A 25,496-nucleotide genomic window follows, 5' to 3' on the forward strand; every position below is an offset into this window, starting at 1 on the left:
TGGTGCTTTGGGGGATTTACTTATTTTTTGAGCTTTTGAGGGCTGTTTTTAGAAATCAAGTTTTGTCAATGCTCTGGGATTTTTCAAACAGCCTCAAAAGAACTTGACTTTACTTAGCCTTTGCTTTATATTTTAATAATTAAAATAAACATAAGGGGGGTTGGCTATGACACAGCAGAACGGCTTAGCCACAGAAAAAGTAAATATATCCACTCAAAAACTGCTTGGTGGTATAGGATCTCTTCTTATGTTGCTAAGCTTCATACCAGTAATAGGAATTCTTCTTGGCATATTGGGAATAGTTTTTTGGCTTGTTAGTATGTATCAAATTAGTAGCAAAATCAAAAAACCAGAAATTTTCAGTAAAGCTATAATAGGTTTCATTTTAGCGTTGTTGGGTTGGATTATAGCGCTTATGTTTGGTTTAATGAGTTTTGTAAGCTTTTTTGCCTCCTCAGGATTTACGAGAGATGAGGGACAGGTAGGTTTAGGTATAGGTATAGGTATATTTATTGCGCTGTTGGTAGACTATATAATTTCTATAGTAGCTGCCTATTTTTATAAAGAAGCCTACAAAATTCTTGCAGTAACCATAAACCACAACCTCTTTAGGACAGCTGGCCTTCTCATGTATATAGGTGCGATTACCGTAATTCTGTTTGGCATAGGTATAATTTTATGGATTGTAGGTTGGATAATACTTGTAATAGCATTCTTTACAGCACCAGACGAGGTAGAAATTAGAGCATAAGAAAAAGCCTAACGCTTGATTTTTTCCTGTCAAGTGTGGTAAGTTATTTAACAAGTTTAAACTGAGGGTCAGAAAACTGACCCTTGTTATCTTGGCAGTTGAATAGGGTTTGTGTTTGTAAGATTATAAGGGTGGTATGGCTTTAATGTCTTCATCAAAACATTTTGGCATTTTGATGTTTTGATGAAACACTTTTGGAACAGTTGAGTTTCAATAGTTGGAAATGGCACTTTTTAGCCCATTTTTGGGAACTGAAAATTTCCGAAAATTAACTTCATTTGAAGAGGGTATCCCTTTGACAAAAGGCTTGAAAGAGAATAAGATCAAACATGTAAGGATTTGGGGTTTTTAGCCCACCGTGTGGGATTGAGACAAAATATGTAGGCTTTTCTGCGGGGATTAGTTTTAGGTTTTTAGCCCACCGTGTGGGATTGAGACAAAATATGTAGGCTTTTCTGCGGGGATTAGTTTTAGGTTTTTAGCCCACCGTGTGGGATTGCGACTTCCTTACCTTAGCTAAGAATTTGTGCACATCTGTTGGTTTAGTTCCTAATGTACCGTGTGGAATCAAGAGATGTTAAGATTATGAGATGAGCGAAATTTGGCTAAACTCCCTACTCCTACTTGTAGGCACATCTGTAGGAAGCTTGGTAGCTGTGTTTTTTAAAAAAATCTCCGTAAGCGTAAACCTGAATCTGTCCTTTGCAGGTGGAGTAATGATGGTGGCGAGTTTTACGAGCCTCATACTACCTGCTCTACAAAGAGGAGGTTTTTTACAAACTTCCTTAGGTATAATCATGGGGTTTGCCCTTATAGGACTTATAGAGTATCTCTTCCCTCACGAACATGTGATAAAGGGTGAGGAAGGCATTATAAAGACCGAAAAACTTAAAAAACTCTTCCTCATAGTTGCAGGTGTGATTATTCACAACATACCAGAAGGTTTTGCTGTAGGTGTATCTTCCGCTTATTCTTTGGAGAAAGGTACCGCAACCGCAATAGCTATAGCCATTCAGGACGTACCAGAAGGTCTAATAGTTAGTCTCGCTCTAATAGTTGCCAACAAAGGGATTGTAGTTCCTGTGTTAGCAGGGATAATAAGCGGAATTGCTGAATCCCTGTTTTGCCTTCTTGGTTTTTATACTTTTGAGTCTTTTAGTGCGCTTCTTCCTGTAGGTTTGGGACTAGGTGGTGGAGCTATGATATACATAACGGTAAAAGAGGTCTTTCCAGAAGTTTATTCCCAAGGTTCCCACGTTGTATCCACATTAGGCTTTTTAGTAGGCTTTCTCTTGATGCTCTTGCTTGACACTACACTGTAAAAGTATCTAAAATTTTTCAGGCATGTGGCAAGAGTTAATAGCTACAGGATTCTATTTAGGAAGGTTTAGGTACGCTCCGGGAAGTCTTGGGACTCTCCTTGGTGTACCTCTGGTGTATGTGTTTGCTGTCAAATGGTGGCTTGTGCTTTTTGTAGCTTTGCTACTTTACCTGCTTGGTGTGTGGGCATCTGGCTATGTTATAGAAATGCGAAAAGAAAAAGACCCCGAGGATGTAGTTATAGATGAAGTGTTGGGATACCTTTTGTCTTACACCTTTGTAGAACCTACTTTCAAAACCTTGCTGGTGGGTTTTTTAACTTTTCGCCTTCTTGACATACTAAAGCCATATCCTATAAAGCTTTTTGAAAACTTACCTAATGGACACGGCGTGATGGCTGATGATGCGGTAGCAGGTATGATAAATGCCTTTGTGCTATTTTCCCTCTTTCATTAACTTTATAAACTTTGCCCCTGCGAGGATCAGAGTAAAAGACAGATTTATCCATATGAAGAACAGAAGTACAGAACCCATAAAACCGTATAAAGGATTTAGCTTGACAAACTTTACCACAAAGGTAGAGAAAATTTTATTAAGAATCAAAAGACAAGTAGACGTAAAAAAAGCACCGGGATACACACCCCTAAAAGTGTACTTTTTAGGTAGAAATAGAGCGTATATTATTACAGTTAAGCTGAATATAGCAAAAAAGTTTATTAGGTAGAAAAGGTAAACTGTATAGTTTCCCAGGTAAGCCTTAAGTAAAGAGCTTACAAGGAAAAACAAGGAAATTACTAAAGTGTAGGCAATTACTATCAAAGGTGTTTTTATCCAAAAAGCCCATTCTTTTTCTGACTGTGCCTCTGATAGCGTATAAAGAAAGGCTTTGTAAAGGTCCTTTGAAAAGCTTACGGAAAAAAAATAAGCTAAGATAAGGGAGAACACAGAGCCAGATGTTCTGTGATGATAAAACTTCATTATTTCAATAATTACTTTCTCTGTTTGCTCCGGAAAGAACAAGACTGCATAGTTTATCAGCTTATTAAAGTCAAAGAAGGGCAAAAAGGAGGCAAAGAAGCTGGAAAATAAGAGCAAGGAACCTAAAACCATGGTAAAACTATAAGTAAGAGCAGACGCGTGATAAGCGTAATCCTCTGTAATAGACGTGTAAAAGGTGTAAAAAACATACTTGGCACTTTTAAATATCCTTGACTTCATATTCAACTGTGCCCCCAAAAGGACTTCTAAAGACAAACCTATCACCCTCCCTTTCAAGCACATACTGAGGGGTAATGGGTACTTTACCTCTTCCACCAGGAAGGTCTACTGCATAAGTAGGTATCCCCATACCTGAAATCCTCCCCCTGAGATATTCCATGATCTCAATTCCCTTATCAATACTTGTCCTAAAATGGATGGCACCTTTTACAGGATCACAGTGAAATAGGTACTGAGGTTTAACCTTTATTCTCAGCAATCCTCTGAAAAGCTCTAACATGGTTTGTGGGTCATCATTTACCCCTTTTAGTAAAACAGTTTGATTATTCACCGGTATACCTCTACGCAAAAGCCTTTCTATAGCTTCTTGGGACTCTGGTGTTATCTCCTTAGGATGATTGAAGTGTGTGTTTATCCATATAGGTGAGTATTTTTCCAAGAGATCAAGGAGCTTGTCGTCAAAAAAACGTTGGGGGGCTAAAACTGGAAGTCTTGTCCCAAAGCGTACAATTTCAACATGTTTTATTTTCCTAAGCTCAGAGAGTATGTAGTCAAGCTTTTTATAGCTCAAAGATAGAGGTTCTCCTCCAGAGATGAGCACATCTCTTACCTCTTCGTGTTTTTTTATGTAATCTATCATGTTTTTAAGCTCTTCTATAGTGCGAGATCGCTCACCTTGTGAGAATATTCGCTTTCTCATACAATGCCTACAATAAACTGCACAAAAAGTAGTGACATTCATAAGGACGCGATCGGGATACCTGTGAGTGAGTCCTACAATAGAACCCTCTTCTTTGAAAGGGTCAGGTTCACCCATACTTTGGATCTTTGGGTCCATCTCTATAGCCCGAGGTATGCACTGCAATCTTATAGGATCCTGCGGGTCATCCGGGTCTATGAGAGAAAAGTAGTAGGGTGTTATAGCAAGGGGATAGATCCCCTTTGTACTTTCTATACCTTGAATTTCCTCAGGAAGTAGCTTTATGTATCTTTCTATGGTCTGCCTTGTTTTGATACGGTTCTTTACCTGCCAGTTGTAATCTCTCCACAACTCCTCGGGTACTTCTTGGAAAAACCTTCTCATGAGAGACATTATAGCTTTAAGTTAATTTATAATTATCCATATGGACCTTGTGAAAAAACACATAATCAAAAACAACACTAAGCTACTCCTGATTGTCCTTGATGGGTTGGGTGGTCTTCCCGTAGAAAACGGAAAAACGGAGCTTGAAATGGCCAAAACGCCAAACCTTGACAGGCTTGCAAAAGAATCCGCCTTGGGTATGCACATACCAGTAGATTACGGTATAACACCTGGAAGTGGACCAGGGCACTTGGGAATATTCGGATACAATCCTGTTGAGTATCAGATAGGTAGAGGTATATTGGAAGCTTTGGGTCTTGGACTTGAGCTTAAAGACACAGATATAGCGGTAAGAGGCAATTACGCAACTGTTGAAGAGTTCAACGGAAAGCTCATAGTAAAGGACAGAAGAGCAGGAAGGATATCCTCAGAAGAGAACAAAAGGATCACCCAGAAGCTTGCAAGCGCAGTAAAAAATATAGGAGATGTGCAGGTAATACTTTCACCCGGTATGGAACACAGATTTGCCATGATCCTAAGATTTCCAACACCACTGCCAGAAGGGAGTGATAGACTTCCAGACACAGACCCACAGAAAGAAGGTTATGAACCCATCATTCCCCAAGGTGATGGAGTAGCCATGGTGGTAAGGGAGTTTTTAAAAAGGGCTCAGGAAGTGCTAAAAGATGAACCAAAAGCCAACTATGTACTTCTTAGAGGATTCTCCCAAAAACCTAAGATAGAAAGTTTTGAGGAGAAGTTTGGCTTGAGAGCCTGTGCCATTGCTGTTTATCCCATGTACCGAGGACTGGCAAGTTTAGTAGGTATGGAAGTTTTTAAAGCGGAAAGCTTGCAAGAACAAATTAAGCTCCTCAAAGACCTGTGGGAAAATTACGATTACTTCTTTTTCCACATTAAAAAGACAGATTCTTACGGAGAGGATGGCAACTGGAGAGGAAAAATCCAAGTGATAGAAGAGTTTGATGGTCTTATACCTGAGTTTCTAAGCCTAAAACCTCAAGTTTTGGTTATAACAGGGGACCACTCCACACCTTCTGTGTTAAAAGGACACTCTTGGCATCCAGTACCTGTGCTACTACACTCACCGTATGTTTTAGGTAGAACTTCTGAACGGTTTACCGAAAGGGAATGTCTAAAAGGGGAACTGGGTATATTCCCCGCTTTCAAACTCATGAACCTAATGTTAGCACACTCTCTGAGACTTTCTAAGTTTGGAGCGTAAAGTTTATGCTGAGCCTTAACCTGAACCAAGTGAAAGAGCTTTCCAAAAACTACAGTGTGATACCCTTATTTGCAGAAGTGCTTGCAGATACAGAAACACCTCTTTCTTTGTTTCTGAAACTAAAGAAAGAAGGTCATTACAACATACTCTTAGAAAGCGCAGAAGGTGGCAGCAAGTGGGGAAGGTACTCTTTTGTCATAAGGTCTTCCTCATTCATTTTTAAGTACAAGAAGGGATACGGGGAGGTATTCAAAAGAGGTAAGGTTTGGTGTTTTGAGAGCAAAGATCCGTTAGAAGTCTTAAAGTCCCTAATGAGAGATCTGGTTCCTTACAAAGATGAAAGACTGCCAAGGTTTTGGGGTGGGTTTGTGGGATACATAGGTTATGATGTGGTAAAGTGCTATGAGCCAGTAAAAGATGAAAAACCAGACCCTATAGGAACATACGACATATTCATGGTTCTTACAGACTTAGTGGTCATACACGATAACCTGACAGGCAAGATAAAAATACTGTCTCCCATCTTTGTGGATGTGGATGTTGAGGAAAGCTACAAAAGAGCAAAAGTTAGCATAGAAACTGCTATAGAAGACATATTTACAAAAAGTATATTTCCCGTAAATTACGAGGAAAAAGAGCCCCATCTTTCTGAGTGGCACGCCAACATGAGAAAAGAGGAATTTGAAAGTCTAGTTATAAAAGCCAAAGAATACATAGCCAGAGGTGATATCATTCAGGTGGTACCTTCCCTAAGGTTCAGTAAAAACTTTAAAGGCAGGCCAGAGGATCTTTATAGGATACTTAGATTTTTAAATCCTTCTCCTTACATGTACTATCTGGAACTGGGGCATGTTAAGGTTATAGGTTCTTCACCTGAGGTCCTTGTGAGATTAGAAGATGGTAAGGTAGAAACAAGACCCATAGCAGGTACAAGAAGAAGAGGGCTTACAGAGGAGGAGGACAAAGCTTTAGAAGAAGAGCTTTTAAGAGATGAAAAAGAGCGCGCAGAACACTTGATGCTTGTAGACCTTGCAAGAAACGACATAGGAAAAGTATCAAAACAGGGTAGTGTTAGAGTGAAAGAATTTATGACCATAGAAAGATACTCTCATGTTATGCACATAGTAAGCCATGTGGTGGGTGATATACAAGAGGGTTTGTCTGCTGTAGATGTGATAAAGGCTACTTTTCCTGCGGGGACAGTATCTGGCGCTCCCAAAGTTAGAGCTATGCAGATCATAGAAGAGCTTGAACCAGAAAGAAGAGGTATATACGCAGGGTGTGTAGGTTATATCTCTTTTCAAGGCAATACTGATATGGCAATAGCAATAAGAACTGCAGTAATTAGAGGAGATGAGGTATTCCTTCAGGCGGGAGCTGGTATAGTAGCAGATTCAGACCCTGAAAAGGAATGGTGGGAGATCGTCAGCAAAGCTAAAGCTTTAATGAAAGCAGTTAGTATGGCAGAAACTCAAAGAACATAAAGAGAAAGAGGCTTTATGTTATAAAGCTTAAGAACCTCGTGTTTTATCATAAGTTTGAATATCTCCTCGTTCTTTCGCCACGGGGAGTATTTTCTAATAATCTTTGTCTTTTCTTCCTCTGATAGGTTCTCCCAGAGCCTTTTTACCAACAGGTTTTCCAAATGTTTAAGTTTTTCCTCTGCTTCTCTTTCATTTTGTGGCTCTTGGGGAATATCTTCTTTTTTTATGTAAAGTTTTATCTTTTCCAAATTTTCCATATAGCGCCTTTTCCAATCTATCTTTACTTCTCTTCCTTTTCTAAGAGCAAGCTGATGATTAAGCTGATTTATCTTTCCAAAGGAAAAAAATAAGGGTGTTTTGTGTCTCTTTTCTGGTGGCAAGCTTAGATAAAATTCCTTTATGCCTTCTTTGACAACCTCCAAAGGATATCCTGCCTCTTCTAAAAAAGACAAGAACCATATTTCTCTTGGGGAAAGATAAAAAACTTCCTTGAGAGAAAGAATAGTGTCCCTGAGCATTTTGTAATAGCTCATGGTTTACGCAAGAACCTTAAAGATAAACTTAAGGAGAAAGTCATTTCCAAACACAGTGATTCTTCTTATCTCAAAGAGATTAGGGCTCTTTGAAAAAGAACCGTGTTTTGTGGTAAATGCCATAAGATACCCTGCCTTTGCCACCATATCCCTAACCTTTTGGTTGTAGTCTCCATAAGGATAGCAGAAGGTTTTTATTTCTATACCCAGCTTGTCCTCAAGGAGTTTTTTTGAGTCTTCAATTTCTCTCTTTGCAGACTCTTCGGGTATCTTAGAAAGATAAGGATGTGTAAGGCTGTGAGACCCTATTTCTATACCTGCACTTACGAGCTCTTTAAGATGTTGCCAGTCCATTATAGTTTTTTTTACCTTTAACCTTTCGTAGTCCCACTTGTTGAACTTTCCTACAAGACCTGCGGGTACAAAGACCAGCGCGGGCACTCCCTCTTCCATCAAAAAGGGAAAGGCATTTTCCCAAAAGTCCAGGTATGCGTCGTCAAAGGTAAGAAGAACTGCCCTATCCTTTGGACTTTTTAGAAGGTCCTGACTTCTTAAAAACTTATATCCTAATAGCTTAAGTGCTTTTATCTGTTTTTTGAGGTTCCAAGGTTTGACGTAGAGTGTTTTGAGCTTTGCAGATGATGGCGGTTTTCCTATGTTGTGATAGGTAAGTACCTTCATGCCAATCTTTCCTTTACCATGTACTGTATAAGCTCCTTAGCAGTCATAAACCTTTTAGTGTAGTCGTTGCTTAGCATAATACTTAAGAGTTTTTTTATGCGGTCTGATAAGCTCTCTTCTATAACGTAAAGCCCTTCCTTATTCCTTCTTAGCTTTTCCTTTTTATCTTGGCATTCAAAAGGATCCCTGCCTGTAAGCATGAAGTGAAGTACGCAGCCCAAGGAAAATATATCGCTACTTCTATGTACCTCACCTCTGAACACTTCTGGTGCTATGTATCCTATAGTGCCTTTTACTTCTATAACATTTTGACTACCCCTTATCCTAACAAGCCCAAAGTCGCCAAGTTTCCAGAGCACATCACTGAGCACCTTTTTCCCAAAGATATTTTCAGGCTTGACATCCCCGTGTATGTAGCCTCTACCGTGTAAAAACTCAAGTCCCCTTGCTACATGTATTAAAACTTTCAGAGCATCACTTTCTTCAAGCCTTCCTTTACTCAACACATACTCCTTAAGGTCACCTACATCCATAAGTTCGTAAAGTACATAAAGCTCTCCTCTGTCCTTCTTGTAGAGATAGCTTTGGAGAGATACAATGTGAGGATGGTTAAGCAAGAGCAGTGTTTGAACCTCTTTCCACAGGTAGGGAAGTACCTCTGGATTCTTTGCTACCTTTAGAGCCATTATTTTCCCTCTGTATCTGCCTTTGAGCACCCTTACTTTATACACTTCTCCGAAAGTCCCGCTACCCAAAAAAGAAAGCACCTGATAAGTGTTTAAGATTACATTATCAGCCATAGGCAGTTTCGTAGAGCCTGTATATGTCTTCTGGCGTTGGCTCTACAGGATTTATCTTAAAAGAGTGCCAAGAAAGCATGCAAACATCTTCGGTTAGTTTTTCTATGCTTTCTTTTTTAACACCAAGGGATCTTAAGTTTGGAGTTAGATCTACACTTTTCAGAAGGTCTAACACTGCATTTACCGCTTTTGATGCCTTCCTCTCGTAGCCCATAGCTTCTGCAAAAAGTTCGTACTTTTCTGGGTTTCCTCTGTAATTGAACTCGGTTATGGCAACTGCCAAGGCGGCAAGTCCTTCTCCGTGAGCTATGTTAGGATAGTGAGCGGATAGAGGGTGTTCCATAGCATGTATAAGAGCTACTCTCTTTTTGTCTATGGCAATACCTGCAAGCATGCTTGCATAGCTCATCCTTTCTCTGGCTTTCATGTTCTCAGGGTCTTTCACCGCTATGGGTAGCCATTCTTTTATTATTCGTACAGCTCTTATAGCAAGCTCATCTGCCATAGGATTATAAGCTCTGTTAGTAAAGGACTCAAGAGCGTGTATGAAAGCATCTATACCTGTGATGGCAGTAAGGTAAGGAGACATGGTTTTTGTAAGTGCTGGGTCTATAAGGGCTACCTTAGGATAGTTAAGTGAGTGAGAAATAACAAGCTTTTCTTTCCTTATAGGGTTGGATATTACAGAGTACCTGTTTACTTCACTACCCGTGCCAGCGGTTGTTGGTATGCATATAACGGGTCTGTTCAAAAAAGGGATAAGTCTTGGTCCTTCTGGATAATTCACGTAATCCCATGCGTATCCTTCGTTGGAAGAGACTATAGACACAGCCTTTGCAACATCCAAGGAACTTCCACCACCAAGACCTATAATGAAGTCCACTTTTTCCTTCACAGCTATCTGGCTTGCATCATTTACCTGCTTATCTGTAGGATTTGGCTCTACGCGGTCAAAAACCAAAATGTCTTTTATACCCACTTTTTCAAGAGATTCCAAAACAGCATAGAGAGCTCCACTCTCCTTTGCACTTTTCTTCCCAGTAATTATCATAGCTTTAAAACCAAAACGCTTAGCTATATTTCCTATTTTTTCAACACTGCCTGTACCGAAGATTATCTCTACCGGAAGGTAGAAATCAAAGGGGTTCATGCTTCGGTTATATCTTCTCTCTGTATTTCCATCTCCTCCGGTATGGTTCCTTCAAAGGTAATAGCTGGATATGTAGGCACTATCCCTTCTTCCTCAACCTTTTCCGCACAATGAGCGTGGTAGCGCGTCCAAGGTATAGCTTGTAATCTCTCAAGAGGAATCTCTTCACCACAGTATTCGCATATACCGTACGATCCTGCATCCATCTTCTGCAGTGCATAATCTATTTCTCTTAGCATGAAAACTTCCCGAGTAGATAGATTGTCCAAAAGTTCCTGAGTGTAAGTCATCTGGCTAATGTCCTCAAGGTCTCCGGGTTCTTTTACCTCCTCTCCTATCCTTGCTTGTGTGTCTTCCTTTTTGCGATATCTCTCTAAGATTTTGGCTTTCTCCTCAAGCAACTTAGTTCTTAGGTTTTCAAGTACTTCTTTTGTAAGCATATTTTGTACCTCCTGTATTTTAAAGCTTAAAAATATAACCCTTTCTAAGTTCAAGTCAACTTTTGTTCCAATTGCTCTGTTTTAATTGACATATTCATAGTCATTGTTTAAGTTAAAATAATAGTCCCTTTTTACTTTTTTGAGAGGTGGTATGCATGGAGATGAGAGAATACGACTCTTGTGGAGTTGGGTTTGTATGCAACATAAAGGGTGAAAAGAGCCCACAGATAGTGAGGTGGGGAATAGAGGCAGTAAAAAACCTAACACACAGGGGAGCCATAGGTGGAGACGGAAAGACGGGAGACGGTGCTGGCATACTCATAGAGATCCCTCGCTCTTTTTTTTCAGATTACATAAGTAAAGAAAATCTTGAAATATCCCACATAGAAAACCTCTGCGTTGGAGTTCTCTTTCTTTATGATGATGTAAGGACAAGGATAGAAGATCACATAAAGAATTCTCCTTTTAAGCTGGTAGGTTGGCGTAAAGTTCCTGTTGATAAGTCCGCTCTTGGTGATAAAGCCCTTGAGGTTATGCCCCAGATATTTCACTTGCTTATTGATGCAGAGGGTGTCCCAGAGGATAGGAGGGAACTGGAGCTTTACCTTCTTAGAAGAACTATAGAGAGAGATAAAAAGATTATGGACAAAGTTTATGTGGCATCTTTGTCCTCACGCACTATGGTCTACAAAGGTATGATGGTAGCCCTTCAGCTAGATAACTTCTACATAGATTTGAAAGAAAACACTCTTGAATCATCTTTCTGTCTGTTTCATCAGAGGTATTCCACAAACACATTTCCTAATTGGAAGTTGGCACAGCCTTTCAGGTATTTGGCGCATAATGGCGAGATAAACACCATACAAGGAAACAGAAATTGGATGCTCGCTCTTCAGAGCGAACTTGAGCACGAAGTTTTCGGAGAAAGAATAAAGCTCATAACTCCTTTAGTGTCTTACGATGAGAGTGATTCTGCATCCTTAGACAGGGTTTTTGAACTTTTATGTCTTGTGGGATACTCTCCAGAACACGCCATAAACATGCTCATACCACCCGCGTGGGAAAAAGTGCCAGATATGTCAGAGGAAGTCAGGGACTTCTTTGAGTATCAGTCTTTACTTATGAAGCCTTGGGATGGTCCTGCAAGCATAGCTTTCACGGACGGCAGGGTCATAGGTGCTCACCTTGACAGAAACGGACTAAGGCCTGCTCGTTATGTGCTAACCGAAGATGGCATACTTGTCTTGGGTTCAGAGGTGGGTATGATAGACCTATCCGGAAGAAAGATAAAGAAAAGGGGAAGACTCGGTCCGGGAGACACACTGTGTGTTGATCTCCAAAAGGGTGAAGTCAGGGAAACTAGCCAAATACTAAAAGAGCTATCTCAACAAAAACCTTACAGCGAGTGGCTCAGAAAACATCTGGTGAGGCTCACAGACCTTCTAAAAGACCGCTCTATACCTGAACCTGAGCATGATAAAGAAAGATTAAGAAAACAGGTAGCCTTTGGCTACACGCAGGAAGAGATCAAAAATGTCATATCCTACATGGCTCAGGAAGGAAAGGAGCTTACCTTCTCTATGGGTGATGATACTCCTTTACCTCCCCTTTCAGAAAAGCCTGTACTTCTCTTTAGATACTTCAAACAGAGGTTTGCACAGGTTACTAATCCACCCATAGACCCCATAAGGGAAAAGGCTGTTATGTCCTTGAGGATGAACTTAGGACACAAAAGAAACTTCCTTAAAGAAACGGAAGAACACGCCAAGCGCTTTCAGATAGAGAGTCCCATACTTCTTCCTAAGGAGATGGAAACCATAGAGAAGCAAACCTACTTTAAAGTTGCCAAAGTGCCCATGACTTATCCTAAAGAGAGAAGCTACTGCGTGGTGGAACTTCAGGATCTTGCGGGAGAGCGTAGGATAACAGACATCATATACGATGCCATGTACGAAGGTGTGCAAATATGCGATCTTAGACTTGGTGTTGAGATAGTGTGCAGAAGGGTAGAAGAGGCGGTAAGAGAAGGTGCGCAGATCATCATACTCACAGACAGAAACATTTCTCGCTACAGACTTGCAGTCCCCAGTTTACTTGCAGTTTCTAGCGTCTTTAAGTGGCTTTCGGATAGGGGACTTTCCACAAAAGCGTCCATAATAGTAGAAACGGGAGAAGCAAGGGACCCTCACCACATGGCTTGTTTGATAGGCTACGGTGCATCTGCGGTTTACCCATACTTGGCTTACGAAACCATATACGAGCTTTGTCAGAAGGGTGATATAAAGATACCCTATGAGCAGGCTGTACTCAACTACAAGAAAGCTTTGGAAGATGGACTTTTAAAGATCATGTCCAAGATGGGCATATCCACACTAAACTCCTATCAGGGAGCCAAGATCTTTGATACTGTATGCCTCAATAAGGACTTTGTGGAAGAGTTTTTCCCCAACACACCCATCACTGTAGAATCCGACGGTATATTTGAGATAGAGGAGAGTCTGCTCAAAAGACACAGTATGGCTTATGAGGTGGAAACCCCACAGCTTGATTACGGTGGTTATATGAAGTTCAGAAAGGGCGGAGAGTGGCACGCTTGGTCTCCTTTTGTGGTCAGGGCTCTTCACAAGTTCTTAGAGACAAAAGACTACGAAGATTACAAGTCTTTTTCCAAAATAGCCAACGAGGAACACCCTACCTTTATCAGACACCTTCTTACCTACAAAAAGGCAGAAAAACCTATACCCCTAGAAGAAGTGGAACCCGTAGAGAGCATACTAAAAAGGTTCGTCACAGGTGGTATGTCTCTTGGTGCTCTATCACCGGAAGCTCACGAAACCATAGCAGAAGCTTGCAACAGACTTGGTATGAAGAGCAATTCTGGAGAAGGAGGAGAGGACCCTCAGAGGTACTGGACTATAAGAAACTCTGCCATCAAGCAAGTGGCAAGTGGTAGGTTTGGCGTCACTCCCACATACTTGGCATCCGCTCAGGACATTGAGATAAAGATAGCTCAAGGAGCAAAACCCGGAGAGGGGGGGCAACTTCCAGGACACAAGGTAAGCGAGTACATAGCGAAGTTAAGACACGCTCAGCCCGGTATCACCCTTATATCACCTCCACCTCACCACGACATATACTCCATAGAGGACCTGGCACAACTCATAAATGACCTGAAAGAAGCCAATCCAAAGGCTAAAGTCTGCGTAAAGCTCGTTGCAGAAACAGGTGTAGGCACAATAGCGGCGGGTGTTGCAAAGGCTTACGCGGACGTAATTCAAATAAGCGGTGCGGAAGGAGGCACAGGTGCAAGCCCCTACTCCTCCATAAAGAACGCAGGAAACTACTGGGAGATAGGCATTGCGGAAACCCAGAAGGTTCTGATGGAAAACAGCCTTAGAGACAAGGTGCGTATACGCGTAGATGGAGGCATGAGAACAGGCAAAGATGTGATCATCGCAGCGCTTTTGGGTGCAGAGGAGTTTGGTTTTGGAACTGCCGCCATGATAGCGGAAGGTTGCGTGATGGCAAGGATGTGTCACACAAACCAGTGCCCCACAGGTGTTGCCACCCAAGACCCCAAGTATAGGGAAAAGTTCAAAGGTAAGGTTGAGGATGTGATGGCTTACTTCAAAGCGGTGGCGCAAGAAGTAAGAGAAATCTTAGCTCAAATGGGCTTTAGAAGTCTTGATGAGATAATAGGCAGAAGAGACCTCCTTGACGTGCTGAGCTTTGATCACATACCCGGCTCCAAGAGAATAAAGTTAGAGAAGTTTCTCAAAGAGGACTATCCTAAGGATAAACCCCTTAGGTGTCTTGTAGATAGAAACGACAACCCAAGACCTTCCTTTAACGAAAGGCTCGTAGAAGAACTGCTTCCCTACATAGAAAAAGCTCAGAAAGTACACAAGGAATACCCAATAAGGAATACAGACAGGAGCGTGCCTGTAAGGATAAACTACTACATAGCCACAAAGTACAGAGATGAAGGACTCCCTGAAGACACCATAAATCTTACCTTTGTAGGCACTGCAGGTCAGAGCTTTGGAGCTTTCAATCACAGAGGTGTATCCCTCACACTTATTGGTGATGCCAACGATTATGTAGGTAAGGGTATGTACGGCGGAAGGATAGTTTTAAAACCCCAAGATATAGAAGATAGCCAGAACCATGTAATTATGGGTAATACATGTCTTTATGGTGCTACTGGTGGTGAGCTCTACGCAGCAGGAAGGGCAGGAGAGAGGTTTGCGGTTAGAAACAGTGGTGCTATTGCGGTAGTTGAAGGTGCAGGGCTTCACTGCTGTGAATACATGACTGGCGGAATTGTTGTAGTCCTCGGTAGTGTGGGTTTTAACTTTGGAGCAGGTATGACAGGAGGACACGCCTATGTACTTGATGAGCAACTTGAGAAAAAGATAAACACCTCTTATGTGATGGTAAGGAGGCTCAAAAACGAAAAGGAAATGCAAGAGCTAAAAGCGCTGATAACCAAACACTACACATATACAGGTAGCCAATGGGCAAAACACATTCTTGAAAACTGGGAGGAGTATGCAGAGAAGTTCTACAAAGTTATCCCCTTTGAACAGTGTAAAAGGGATATGTATGGAGAAACGGACGAGTGCGAGGTAGGAATAGCTCCTGAGAAGAAAGCTTGACATTCTGTCTTTTGCTCTGTACGATGCAGGAGAAACCATCTTAAGCGCTCTTGTCTATTCTACCTTCTTTCCGCTTTTCATAACCAAGTACATAGATACCAAGATGTATTCCGTGTTTTACGGAAGTGCCTTCCTTATGTCTTTTATTGTAGCGCTCCATTTGGGAAAGTTAGCAGACAGCAGAGGCATCAGAAAACACTTCTTTGCACTTTTTAGCTTGCTCACAGCTCTGTTTTGTGCTCTTTTGACACTTCTGACAAACATGCCTTGGATAGCACTATTTGTTTATTCTCTTATGGCAATATCCCACCAACAGGCTCTTGTGTTCTACAACTCCATGCTTTTGTCTTTTGAAAAGAGAGGTATAGCTTCCGGCTTAGGAGTTTCCGTAGGGTACATAAGCTCCGCTTTTACTCTTCTCTTTTTAGCAAAGGAGATGCACATACCAAAAGTGTTTCTCTATGCTTCTTTGCTTTTTGTCCTTTTGAGCACGCCAGCATTATTTTTTCTGAAGAATCCACCTTATCGTGAAAAGGTAAGCCTCAGAGAAGTCTTTAAAGACAAGAAGTTTATGCTCGCCATAATATCCATACTTTCACTTACTGAGGTGGCAAACACCCTTATTGCTATGATGGGTATATACCTTAAGAAGGTTTACGGGCTTGAAGACGAAAACATCTATAAAGTTATAGGCTTATCCGCTTTAGGTGGTGTAATGGGAGGCGTTCTTTTTGGGAAACTCTCAGACAAGATTCAAGCTCATAAGCTCTTTCCTATGGGATTTTTCTTGTGGTCTTTCTTCCTGATAATACTTTACTTTGCTCCAAAAGGTGCTATATTGCCAGTGGGCTTTCTTGCGGGACTTTCCCTTGCGCATCTTTGGACCACCTCAAGGCTCTTTATAATGGAAAAATTCCCTCAAACGCAGGTATCCGTGCGCCTCTCATTCCTTTCGCTTACCGAAAGGATAGCATCCACAACGGGGCTTTTTACCTGGTCCCTCTTTCTATACATAACTGGAGATGATTATAGACTTTCTGCGCTTTTCATGCTTGTATTCCCCACTATGGGATATGTAGTTTTCCGTAGTGTAAAATTTAAAGGCGAGTCATGAAAAGCCTCTGGCTTATAGTTTTACTATCCTTTTACTTTTTCATCTTAGGAAACTCATTAATTAGCTTTACTTCTCTTGATGAAGGCAGAAACGCAAGCGCAGTCATAAACATGATCAAAAGTAAAGACCTTCTTGTACCTTACTATAACTGCCAACCGAGATTTGAAAAACCACCCATGCTTTACTGGATAGCACTTGCCTTTTTTGAGCTTTTGGGAAAAAGCGAGTTTTCTGCAAGATTAGTATCTGGGCTTTCCGCTATGGGCGTTGCAGTTTTTACCTACTTGCTTGTCAAGAAACACTCAGATGAACAAACAGCATACAAAAGTGCTCTTGTGCTCCTTACTTTGCCTCACATGTGGATAGAGTCCCGAGCCTTCGTGCCAGAGATGTTAAACACCTTCTTCATGATGGTGAGCCTTTACTTTTTCCTTTTGGAAAAGTTCCTTTTGGGATGGTTCTTTTTAGCCTTTGCCTTCCTTACTAAAGGTCCTGTAGGTGTGGTTCTAACTCTTTTGGTTTATCTCCTTTGGAAAAGGGATCTAAAGGTGTTCTCTTTGAAAGGGATAGCTCTTTTTCTAATTTTGGGAGGAAGCTGGTATCTTTACATGCTTTACAAGTTTGGAGAATATTACTTTTTCAGGTTTTTCTTATATGAAAACCTCATGCGCTATACGGGGCAGAGACTTACGCACCCTTTACCCTTTTACTATTACCTCATTGTGGTACTTGCTACAACCATCTTCTACGCACCTGTATACTTAAAGATAGTAAAAAGCTTCAGGAAGGAGTTAATGCCTTACCTTTTCTGGTGTCTCTCAGTCCTTCTTTTTTTCAGCTTTGCCAAAAACAAGCTCCACCATTACATACTCTTTGCTTACCCTCCTCTGTCCGCACTAATAGCAAACACAACAGATACAAAATATATAAAGAGGGTTTTAGTATTTAGTGCTTTTCTCCTTTTTGCGCTGTTTTTTGTCTTGCACTACTATGAAAGCATCAGGTTTACTCCAAAGGCGTATGTCATCGTTAAGGAATACCCTGGCACAGTTTACTTCTACAAAAGCGAGGACTCCTCTTTGGTGTTTTACTCTCAAAGATGCATAAGCACTCTGGAAGATCCCAACAAGCCATTTTCAGGACTTGTGATCACCAAATACGAACACATAAAGGAACTCCCTACGTGCAAGTTAATCCTAAAAGGTACCGAGTTTGATGGTAGGTATGTGCTTTTGAGCTGTCCTTAGCTGTAAAATAGTTATATGATTTTCATTCATGCTAGCACAAACAGAGGGCTTGAACAATTTGCCCTTGATCAAATAGGTGAGATACCCAAAGACACCATCATATGGTTAGATGTGGAAAAACCCTCCGAAGAAGAAATAAACTGGCTAAAAAGTGCAGTAAGCTTTGAAATGCCCCCAAGGGAGGTATTTGGAGATATAGAAATAAGCAGCAAATACAAAGAGGAAGGTGACTTTATATACATGAACCTGTCCTTTGTTATACAGCAAAAAGAGGACATATTAGTAGAACCAGTGGTATTTTTCATAAAAGGAAGATACCTTGTCAGCTTAAGATACAGAGACATTCCCACTTTGCTCATATTCCAAAAAAGAGCAATTGCTCAGAATATGCACTTCCAATTTCCTGAAGCTATATTTGCAGAGATAGTGAAGATAGAGATAGATCGCATAGGAGACAGACTTGAGATTCTTGGAAGGAGGATAAGAAACCTGAGAAAAGAAGTCTTTTCAGAACAATCAGAGGAGATTATAAAAGACCTATCTTACTATGATGAACTAAACATAACGCTAAGAGAGTCCATAAACGAAAAGCTCAGAATTCTTAGCCACTTCATAAAGAGTCCTCGGGTAAACGCTCAGACAAAGAGAGACATGAAAGTAGCCCTTGATGACCTTCACACCCTTTTGGACTACACTACCCTCTACATGGATAGGATAGACAGCATACAGAGTTCCTTGCTTGGTCTCATATCCATAAGACAGAACGAAGCGGTGAAGGTCTTCACGGTACTTGCTACCATATTTCTACCTGCTACCCTTATTGCAAGCATATTTGGTATGAACTTTAAGTATATGCCAGAACTTCATTGGAAGTATGGATACCCTTACTCTCTGTTTTTGATGGTTTCCACAACTTTGGTGCTCATATACTGGGTTAGGAAAAAAGGCTGGCTATGAAGTTAAACCTTAAAACAGAAGACCTTCTACTGGGCATTTTTGTGTTGTTTGGCTTATCTTATCCTTTTATCATAGGATTAGTCATATTTATACAGGATATGGAAGAAAAAAAGCAAACATTACAGGAACTCAGGAACTTTTATACTTTCCTACTTGGTTTTGAGAACTGTAGCAAAAGAAAGGCTTATCATGTGCTTAGGCTTTTAAGTGAAAACCTACAAGAAGAACTTGGTGGAGAAGACGGACTTTTAAAAACTTGTCTTTACAATAAAAAGGTGTATAAAGGTGTGATTGTAAAGGAGAAATTATCTGACAGTCTAATGGTTGTGGAACTCCTAAAAGATGGAAAAAAACTTCTCAGTATGAACATAAGCTACCAAAAAAAGGACGAAGGCTTAAAGATATTAGAGATAAGTTATGAGAAAGGGTATTGACATAGGGGGTACTTTCATAAAGGTGCTGTGGGAAGATGGTCGCAGGCAAAAGGTGTATGTAAAAGACTTATCAAGGAATAGAGAGAGCTTTCTAAGGACCATAGTAGAGATTTCAAAGGAAGGCAGTCCTGAGGCAGTAGGTGTTGCAGTGGCGGGCTTTACATCTCTTGACGGTGTCATTTACAAATCTCCCAACATACCTGCCTTGGATGGTGTGCCTCTTAGAGAAATTCTACTTTCGGAAGGTGTAAAGTGCGTGGTAGGAAACGATGTTAGTTTTGGAGCTTACGGCGAGTGGTACTATGAGCACAGAAATAGTAAATGTCTGCTTTTTGTGGCTATCGGCACAGGTTTGGGAGCTGGGCTTGTCATAAAGGGCGAGCCTTACTTAGGCGCTTGTGGAAGCGCTTTGGAACTTGGTCATCACATAATTCAAAAAGATGGTAAGTTATGCAGTTGTGGAAGAAGGGGTTGCTGGGAGGCTTACTGCTCTTCTTACGGCTTTGAAAGAATTTACAAAAATCTCTCAGGAGAGGAGTTAAGGGACTATCAGATAGTCCAAAAAGCAAAGGAAGGAGACAGGAATGCTCTTATGGCTGTAGAGGAGTTCAAAAATTATCTAATTACGGGGCTTATGAATGCTGTACACATACTCAACCCGGACACTTTGGTGTTAGGTGGTGGACTTCTGGATAGTATGAGAACACTTTTAGAAGGCTTAGAGGACAGTTTAATCTCCTCTGTGGAAAGGCTCCCTGCAAGCTGTCTTTCCGTTTTTTGGTCAAGCTGTGAAGAGTTTTGCATGGCAAGAGGTGCGCTTGCTATGAGTTTTGGCATTTAGCCTTAAGTCTTTCCTTTGTCTCTGGATAAACAGGTATGGACTGGCTTTCCATGTAAGACAAAAGCTTCAAAGCTTTGACATACTCTCCCTTTCTTTCCAAAAGGTAAAGCATAAGGTCAAAAGAGTTCAGGTGAGGTAAGCTTCCCCCCTCTTTTTCTTTCAAACTTTCTTTGTACTTTTCAAATAGCTCTATGTCTGCTTTCGCATAAGTTTCCATTTTTTCGTAGTTTTTCTCCTTCTGAGCCAGAATTACCAAATCGTTGAGTATCATGTGAGCTTCAATAGGTGTGCCTTCCATCTTGAGAGCTTCCAAGTATAGCCATTCCGCATTCTTTGTATCTCCTTCAAGCAGTGCCATCTGGGCGATACTTCCCAAAAAGGTCCTCTTTGTGTAAGGTGTATCTTTTATGTCTCCTGAATCAAAGTGCTTGGCTTTGTAAGGAAAACGGAGGTTCTTTATGGTTTTAAGAGAAAAGTAATACTTGACCATCTTTTGTTTTTGTGGATCTAAACTTTCGTACCAATCCCACAGATCAAGGGCTTTTAACAGTCCTCCCTTTTCCCTAAAGAGCTTAAAAACCTTACCTATCATAAAGAGCCTCTAATCCCATACCTCTCTTGACTTCCAAAATCCTGTTTTCTTCATTTACATACACGAGGAGAGGCTTAAAATTAACAAGCTCTTTCTCGTCAAAAAGTGCATAAGAAGCTATAATAATGATGTCACCTACCTCTCCGAGCCTTGAGGCAGCACCGTTGAGTTGAACTTCACCTGAGCCCGCCGGTGCTGGAATTACATAAGTGGAAAACCTCTGACCGTTATTCACATTATAGACCTCTATCTTTTCAAAAGGCAGGAGATTAGCTGATGCCATAATGGAAGCATCTAAAGACAGGCTTCCTTCGTAATGAAGCTCCTTACCCGTTATCCTGGCTCTGTGTATTTTGGACTTTAGCATAAACCTCTGCATGCACTCCTCCAAAAAGGAATAATTATAAACTTAATCCTAAAGTGTCAATAAGCACCCTGTTTCTTGAGAACCACCCAGAAGGTTTTTGCAAGTATGTAAAGATCCAACCAAAGAGACCAGTTGATCACATAAAAAGTGTCCATAGCAACGCGCGTTGAGTAGTCCACATCATTCCTACCACTTACCTGCCAGTAGCCTGTTATACCGGGTTTTACCATCTTATACACTTGGGCAAACTCGCCGTAATACTTGTTGAGTTCCTCCTGCGTAACTGGGCGCGGACCTACCAAACTCATATCCCCTTTTATAACATTGAATATCTGAGGAAGTTCGTCCAGAGATGTCCTTCTGAGAAATCTGCCCACCCTTGTTATGCGGGGATCATCTTTTAACTTCCCGTACATATTCCATTCGTGCCTAAGATCCTCTCTCTCCATTAAGAGTTTTTCTAACATGTCCTGAGCGTTCATATACATGGTTCTAAATTTATAAACCTTTATAGTTTTTCCATCCTTGCCTACGCGCGTGTGAGAAAAAAAGACGGATCCCTTAGTCTCTAACTTTATGAGTACGGATATAACAGCTGTTAGTAAAAGAACCAACGGAAGAGCTAAAAGGGAGAGAGTTAGGTCAAAAATCCTCTTTATGTAAATGTTGGGGAAGGTACTCAGATTATCTTTAAACTTTAGCATAAACACATCAAGCATATAAATGTGCATAGGCTCAGAGTTTACTAAGCTAACTCCTTTTAAAGGCGGTACGAGTATGAGTTCCCTTACCTTCCCGTAATTGCTGTATACAAAGCGTGCTATATCTTCCTCATCCTCAAAGTAGCCAGTGGAGACTACAATACAGTCTACAAAACCTCTGTCAATTAGCTTTTTGAGAAACTTAAGCTTTCTTACCTTAAAAGTTTTCCCATTTAAGCTTATACTTTTAAAAACTCCCTTATCACCGAAGAATCCTACAACCACATATCCCAAATGCTTTTCCGCACTCAAAAAAGAGGCGGACTTAACAGCTATTCCATCAGTTCCTACAACAGCAAATCTCTTTAAACCTATACCTCTTTTAAAAAGCGAGTTTTTTACCATAGACCTAAAGAATGCCGTTGGCAGAGGTATGCAAAGACCCAAAATGAGAAACATAAGTCTTGATACATCTTCTGAAGACTTGGTGAGTCCAACTAAGAAAAAGAGTGCTACAGTGCTTATAAATACAGCTTTTACGATCCTTCTTAGCTCCTCAGGAAAGGGATACCTTTTGTGATAAAGTCCTTCATAAAAGTAAAAGAACACGAAAATAACGGGTATCCACCACATTTTAAGAAAGTGAGAAAGAGGTAATTTAAAGTCTGCGTAATTTATAACTAACGGATTTATAAATAGGCGCGTAAGGTAAGCCATAAAGAGAGATAGATAGAAAGCTAAAAGGTCTCCAAGTATAAGAAATACAAAGAATATAAACTTTTCCAGCTTTTTGCTCACGGAAGTGTATTATAATTCCTTATCATGCATAAGTATTACGTTGTCTTTATAACTGTGCCTATTCAGAAGGCAAAAGATATAGCAGAATACATAATAAAAGAAAAACTTGGTGCTTGTGTGAACATAGTTGGTGAGGTGAGCTCCATATACTGGTGGAAGGGAAACATAGAAAGAGACAGGGAATCTCTTCTGGTGGTAAAGACCTCTGGTAATAAGGTGCGTGATCTTATAGATAAAGTAAAATCTGTACATCCTTACACGGTACCTGAGATAATAGCGATCCCTATAGAGGTTGGCAACGAAGATTATCTCAGGTGGATAGACGAGTCCCTTGAGATATCTCAAGGAAATTCCTAAGAAGGTCCATGCCGGCTTCAGAGAGAACAGACTCTGGGTGAAATTGTACTCCAAAGACAGGATACTCTATGTGTTGAATACCCATTATTTCGCCATCTTCTGACTCCGCAGTTATCTTAAGCACTTCAGGAAGACTCTCCCTTTCAATAACTAAAGAATGGTATCTTACTGCGGTAAAGGGGTTCTTTATACCTTTGAATATACCCTCACCTGTGTGGTATATCAAAGAAGTTTTACCGTGCATGAGCTTTTTGGCTCTTACTATGTTTGCACCAAAAGCGTAGCCTATAGCCTGATGCCCTAAACACACGCCGAGTATGGGAATTTCTTTGTAGAAACGCTTTATTACATCTACAGAAATACCTGCCTCTTTAGGTGTGCACGGTCCTGGTGATATAACAATAGCATCAGGTTTAGACCTTTGAACCTCTTCAAGGGTTATTTGGTCATTCCTCCTAACTGCTACTTGGCATCCAAGCATTTGAAAATACTGCACCAAGTTGTAGGTAAAAGAATCATAGTTGTCAATGATGAGTAAATGCATTTAATATATTTTCCCTTCCCTTCCCTTTTATGAATATGATTAAAATCATATATTTTCCACAAAGATGAAGAAGTTTTGCACATGATATAAAAATTTAAACTTCAAACTTTATCCTTGTTAGATGGGGTTTATAAGTTTTTTATATGCAAATTTTGATGATTTAAGTTATAAAGATTTGAAAACTTGTTGCAAAAATCACCAAATTAAATTATATTTTTCAAAAAGCACTTAGAGGAGGTCAAAAAATGGTGGAAGATAAGTCTCAGACTCTTTTAAAAGTTGAGGAAAAGTATTTTCCTCCCCAATCTATAGTAGAATCCGCTTGGATTAAAGATTACGAGAGTCTCTACAAGGAATCCATTAAAGACAGGGAAGGTTTCTGGGCTAAGGTTGCGGAAGAGCTACACTGGTTTAAAAAGTGGGAAAAGGTGCTTGAATGGAATTATCCATACGCCAAGTGGTTCGTAGGTGCGAAAACTAACATCACTTATAACTGCTTAGATAGACATGTAAAGAACGGTAAGAGGAATAAAGTAGCTTACATATCCATTGATGAAGATAATAACGAAAGGAAAATTACATACGGAGAGCTTTTAGAACTTGTCAATAGAATAGCCAACGGACTTAAATCCTTAGGTGTTAAAAAGGGAGACAGAGTTTCCATATACATGCCCAACACCATAGAGGCGGTTGCCTGTATGCTTGCTTGTGCAAGGATAGGTGCTATTCACAGTGTGGTTTTTGCAGGCTTTAGTGAAGGTGCTTTAAGGCTCAGGATAGACGATGCAAAAGCCAAGGTAGTCATAACAGCGAGCTATACCAAAAGAAGAGGCAAAAAGATAGACCTTCTTGCTACAGTACAGAGAGCTATAGATGGGCTTGAATTTGTGGAAAAGGTCGTGGTGTGGGACAGAGATAAGGATGTCTTAAACGGTGAGAGCAAGCTTTTTGTAAGTCTTGATGAATTGATAAAAAAGAGCTCTCCTCATTGTGAACCTGAAGCTATGGATGCAGAAGACCCTCTTTACATCCTTTATACTTCTGGAACTACAGGAAAACCAAAAGGTGTGCTTCATACCACAGGTGGCTATATGGTGGGCACTTACTACACCACCAAGGTGGTTTTTGACATAAAAGAGGATGATATATACTGGTGTACTGCAGACATAGGTTGGGTAACAGGGCACAGCTACATAGTATACGGACCTCTTGCTGTAGGCACAACATCACTTATAGTAGAAGGCGCACCAGACTATCCAGACCCCGGAAGGTGGTGGAGCTATGTGGAAAAGTACAGAGTGAACATATTTTACACTGCACCTACAGCGATTAGAATGTTTATGAAGTATGGCGAGGAATGGCCTGCCAAATATGATCTTTCTTCCTTGAGAATACTGGGTTCTGTAGGAGAACCCATAAACCCAGAGGCATGGCACTGGTATTTTAAAAATATAGGAAGAGAAAAGTGTGTTATAGTGGACACTTGGTGGCAAACGGAAACAGGCATGCACATGATAACTACCATTCCCTCATACCCTACAAAACCGGGAAAGTCTGGCAAACCTTTCTTCACCATAGAAGCCTTGGTAGTAGATAAAAACGGAAATGTGCTTCCTCCTAACACTATAGGCAATTTGGTCATAAAAACTCCTTGGCCTTCTATGCTAAGAACTTGCTGGGGCGAACCGGAAAGATACGAAAAGTATTGGAACACTATACCCGGATATTACCTAACGGGCGATCTGGCATCTTACGACGAAGAAGGTTACATAATGATCTTGGGAAGGGCAGACGATGTTTTGAATGTGGCAGGGCACAGGATCGGAACTATGGAAGTGGAAAGCGCTTTGGTAGATTATCCTGCAGTGGCAGAGGCTGCAGTTATCGGAAAGCCTCATGAAATTAAGGGTGAATCCATAAAAGCCTTTGTAATCCTCAAAAAAGGCTACGAACCTTCAGAAAAGCTCGTTGAGGAAATAAAGCACCATGTAAGACAGGTGCTGGGTCCTATAGCTGTGCCTGATGAGATAGAGTTTGTGGAAAAGCTTCCCAAGACAAGAAGTGGAAAGATCATGAGAAGGGTGCTAAAAGCTCAGGAACTTGGGCTTCCCGTAGGAGACATATCCACGCTAGAAGACTGAAGCCTCTGGGGGTCCTCCTCCTTCCCTTCCTTAAGCCAAGA

Annotated in this window: 24 protein-coding genes; 13 read left to right on the plus strand and 11 right to left on the minus strand. The window is 40.8% G+C overall.

Going from position 1 to position 25,496, the window contains the following annotated elements:
- The first annotated feature begins 166 nt into the window (after window positions 1–166).
- The 3 genes from CP948_RS07440 (at window position 167) to CP948_RS07450 (ending at window position 2,527) form a co-directional block, all read left to right on the plus strand.
- On the plus strand, window positions 167–751 hold the full coding sequence (locus CP948_RS07440; RefSeq protein ID WP_096602954.1) for a DUF996 domain-containing protein: 585 nt from the start codon (window positions 167–169) through the stop codon (window positions 749–751).
- Window positions 752–1,341: 590 nt separating this feature from the next.
- A complete protein-coding gene (locus tag CP948_RS07445; protein WP_096602956.1) occupies window positions 1,342–2,073 on the plus strand; it encodes a ZIP family metal transporter in 732 nt (243 codons plus the stop codon).
- A 22-nt stretch (window positions 2,074–2,095) separates the two neighbouring features.
- On the plus strand, window positions 2,096–2,527 hold the full coding sequence (locus CP948_RS07450) for a phosphatidylglycerophosphatase A family protein (RefSeq protein WP_096602958.1): 432 nt from the start codon (window positions 2,096–2,098) through the stop codon (window positions 2,525–2,527).
- On the opposite strand, the gene CP948_RS07455 is transcribed toward CP948_RS07450, so the two are convergent.
- A complete protein-coding gene (locus tag CP948_RS07455; protein WP_245810117.1) occupies window positions 2,507–3,289 on the minus strand; it encodes a YihY/virulence factor BrkB family protein in 783 nt (260 codons plus the stop codon). The genes CP948_RS07450 and CP948_RS07455 overlap by 21 nt on opposite strands.
- Window positions 3,270–4,373 carry a KamA family radical SAM protein gene (locus CP948_RS07460; protein ID WP_096603054.1) on the minus strand — a complete coding sequence of 368 codons (1,104 nt, stop codon included), beginning with the start codon at window positions 4,371–4,373 and terminating at the stop codon, window positions 3,270–3,272. Before CP948_RS07460 ends, CP948_RS07455 begins: the two co-directional genes overlap by 20 nt.
- A 40-nt stretch (window positions 4,374–4,413) precedes the next feature.
- On the opposite strand from CP948_RS07460, the gene CP948_RS07465 reads away from it, so the two are divergent.
- Window positions 4,414–5,616: a 2,3-bisphosphoglycerate-independent phosphoglycerate mutase gene (locus CP948_RS07465; RefSeq protein WP_096602960.1), complete on the plus strand. Its 1,203-nt coding sequence runs from the start codon at window positions 4,414–4,416 to the stop codon at window positions 5,614–5,616.
- Window positions 5,617–5,621: 5 nt separating this feature from the next.
- Window positions 5,622–7,100, plus strand: a complete 1,479-nt coding sequence (gene trpE / locus CP948_RS07470; protein WP_096602962.1) for an anthranilate synthase component I — start codon at window positions 5,622–5,624, stop codon at window positions 7,098–7,100.
- Here trpE and CP948_RS07475 read toward each other — a convergent pair.
- From CP948_RS07475 to CP948_RS07495, 5 genes are read right to left on the minus strand one after another with little or no spacing between them, the layout of a single operon-like run.
- Entirely contained in the window at window positions 7,088–7,633 is a 546-nt protein-coding gene (locus CP948_RS07475) for a hypothetical protein (RefSeq protein ID WP_096602965.1), read from the minus strand. The two genes, trpE and CP948_RS07475, sit on opposite strands and share 13 nt — an antisense overlap.
- 3 nt (window positions 7,634–7,636) lie before the next feature.
- A complete protein-coding gene (locus tag CP948_RS07480) occupies window positions 7,637–8,314 on the minus strand; it encodes a polysaccharide deacetylase family protein (RefSeq protein WP_096602967.1) in 678 nt (225 codons plus the stop codon).
- Complete coding sequence (locus CP948_RS07485) at window positions 8,311–9,114, minus strand: serine/threonine protein kinase (protein ID WP_096602969.1); 804 nt, start codon at window positions 9,112–9,114, stop codon at window positions 8,311–8,313. Before CP948_RS07485 ends, CP948_RS07480 begins: the two co-directional genes overlap by 4 nt.
- On the minus strand, window positions 9,107–10,264 hold the full coding sequence (locus tag CP948_RS07490) for an iron-containing alcohol dehydrogenase (RefSeq protein WP_096602971.1): 1,158 nt from the start codon (window positions 10,262–10,264) through the stop codon (window positions 9,107–9,109). Before CP948_RS07490 ends, CP948_RS07485 begins: the two co-directional genes overlap by 8 nt.
- Window positions 10,261–10,704 carry a TraR/DksA family transcriptional regulator gene (locus CP948_RS07495; protein ID WP_096602973.1) on the minus strand — a complete coding sequence of 148 codons (444 nt, stop codon included), beginning with the start codon at window positions 10,702–10,704 and terminating at the stop codon, window positions 10,261–10,263. Before CP948_RS07495 ends, CP948_RS07490 begins: the two co-directional genes overlap by 4 nt.
- A 155-nt stretch (window positions 10,705–10,859) precedes the next feature.
- On the opposite strand from CP948_RS07495, the gene gltB reads away from it, so the two are divergent.
- The 6 genes from gltB to CP948_RS07525 are packed head-to-tail and all read left to right on the plus strand — an operon-like array spanning window position 10,860 to window position 19,955.
- The gene (gene gltB, locus CP948_RS07500) at window positions 10,860–15,362 is read left to right on the plus strand and encodes a glutamate synthase large subunit (protein ID WP_096602975.1); all 4,503 of its coding nucleotides are present in this window, start codon (window positions 10,860–10,862) and stop codon (window positions 15,360–15,362) included.
- A gap of 37 nt (window positions 15,363–15,399) precedes the next feature.
- Entirely contained in the window at window positions 15,400–16,476 is a 1,077-nt protein-coding gene (locus CP948_RS07505; RefSeq protein ID WP_245810120.1) for an MFS transporter, read from the plus strand.
- A complete protein-coding gene (locus tag CP948_RS07510; protein ID WP_096602979.1) occupies window positions 16,473–17,723 on the plus strand; it encodes an ArnT family glycosyltransferase in 1,251 nt (416 codons plus the stop codon). Before CP948_RS07505 ends, CP948_RS07510 begins: the two co-directional genes overlap by 4 nt.
- A gap of 15 nt (window positions 17,724–17,738) precedes the next feature.
- A complete protein-coding gene (gene corA / locus CP948_RS07515) occupies window positions 17,739–18,680 on the plus strand; it encodes a magnesium/cobalt transporter CorA (RefSeq protein ID WP_096602981.1) in 942 nt (313 codons plus the stop codon).
- Window positions 18,677–19,114, plus strand: coding sequence for a hypothetical protein (locus CP948_RS07520; protein WP_096602983.1), 438 nt, complete (start codon window positions 18,677–18,679; stop codon window positions 19,112–19,114). The genes corA and CP948_RS07520 overlap by 4 nt, the downstream gene beginning before the upstream one ends.
- Complete coding sequence (locus CP948_RS07525) at window positions 19,098–19,955, plus strand: ROK family protein (protein ID WP_096602985.1); 858 nt, start codon at window positions 19,098–19,100, stop codon at window positions 19,953–19,955. Before CP948_RS07520 ends, CP948_RS07525 begins: the two co-directional genes overlap by 17 nt.
- On the opposite strand, the gene CP948_RS07530 is transcribed toward CP948_RS07525, so the two are convergent.
- The 3 genes from CP948_RS07530 to wbaP are packed head-to-tail and all read right to left on the minus strand — an operon-like array spanning window position 19,936 to window position 22,413.
- Entirely contained in the window at window positions 19,936–20,547 is a 612-nt protein-coding gene (locus CP948_RS07530) for a hypothetical protein (protein WP_096602987.1), read from the minus strand. The two genes, CP948_RS07525 and CP948_RS07530, sit on opposite strands and share 20 nt — an antisense overlap.
- Window positions 20,537–20,926, minus strand: coding sequence for an aspartate 1-decarboxylase (panD, locus tag CP948_RS07535; RefSeq protein ID WP_096602989.1), 390 nt, complete (start codon window positions 20,924–20,926; stop codon window positions 20,537–20,539). The genes CP948_RS07530 and panD overlap by 11 nt, the downstream gene beginning before the upstream one ends.
- A 44-nt stretch (window positions 20,927–20,970) precedes the next feature.
- A complete protein-coding gene (wbaP, locus tag CP948_RS07540) occupies window positions 20,971–22,413 on the minus strand; it encodes an undecaprenyl-phosphate galactose phosphotransferase WbaP (protein WP_245810118.1) in 1,443 nt (480 codons plus the stop codon).
- Between the two features lie 24 nt (window positions 22,414–22,437).
- Here wbaP and cutA point away from each other — a divergent pair, with 24 nt between their 5' ends.
- Window positions 22,438–22,770, plus strand: coding sequence for a divalent-cation tolerance protein CutA (gene cutA / locus CP948_RS07545; protein WP_096602991.1), 333 nt, complete (start codon window positions 22,438–22,440; stop codon window positions 22,768–22,770).
- Here cutA and CP948_RS07550 read toward each other — a convergent pair.
- Entirely contained in the window at window positions 22,724–23,314 is a 591-nt protein-coding gene (locus CP948_RS07550) for an anthranilate synthase component II (protein ID WP_096602993.1), read from the minus strand. The genes cutA and CP948_RS07550 overlap by 47 nt on opposite strands.
- Window positions 23,315–23,559: 245 nt before the next feature.
- Here CP948_RS07550 and acs point away from each other — a divergent pair, with 245 nt between their 5' ends.
- Window positions 23,560–25,455, plus strand: a complete 1,896-nt coding sequence (gene acs, locus CP948_RS07555) for an acetate--CoA ligase (RefSeq protein ID WP_096602995.1) — start codon at window positions 23,560–23,562, stop codon at window positions 25,453–25,455.
- Window positions 25,456–25,496 lie beyond the last annotated feature (41 nt).

It is taken from the genome of Hydrogenobacter hydrogenophilus, assembly GCF_900215655.1.
GTDB classification, from domain to species: Bacteria; Aquificota; Aquificia; order Aquificales; family Aquificaceae; genus Hydrogenobacter; species Hydrogenobacter hydrogenophilus.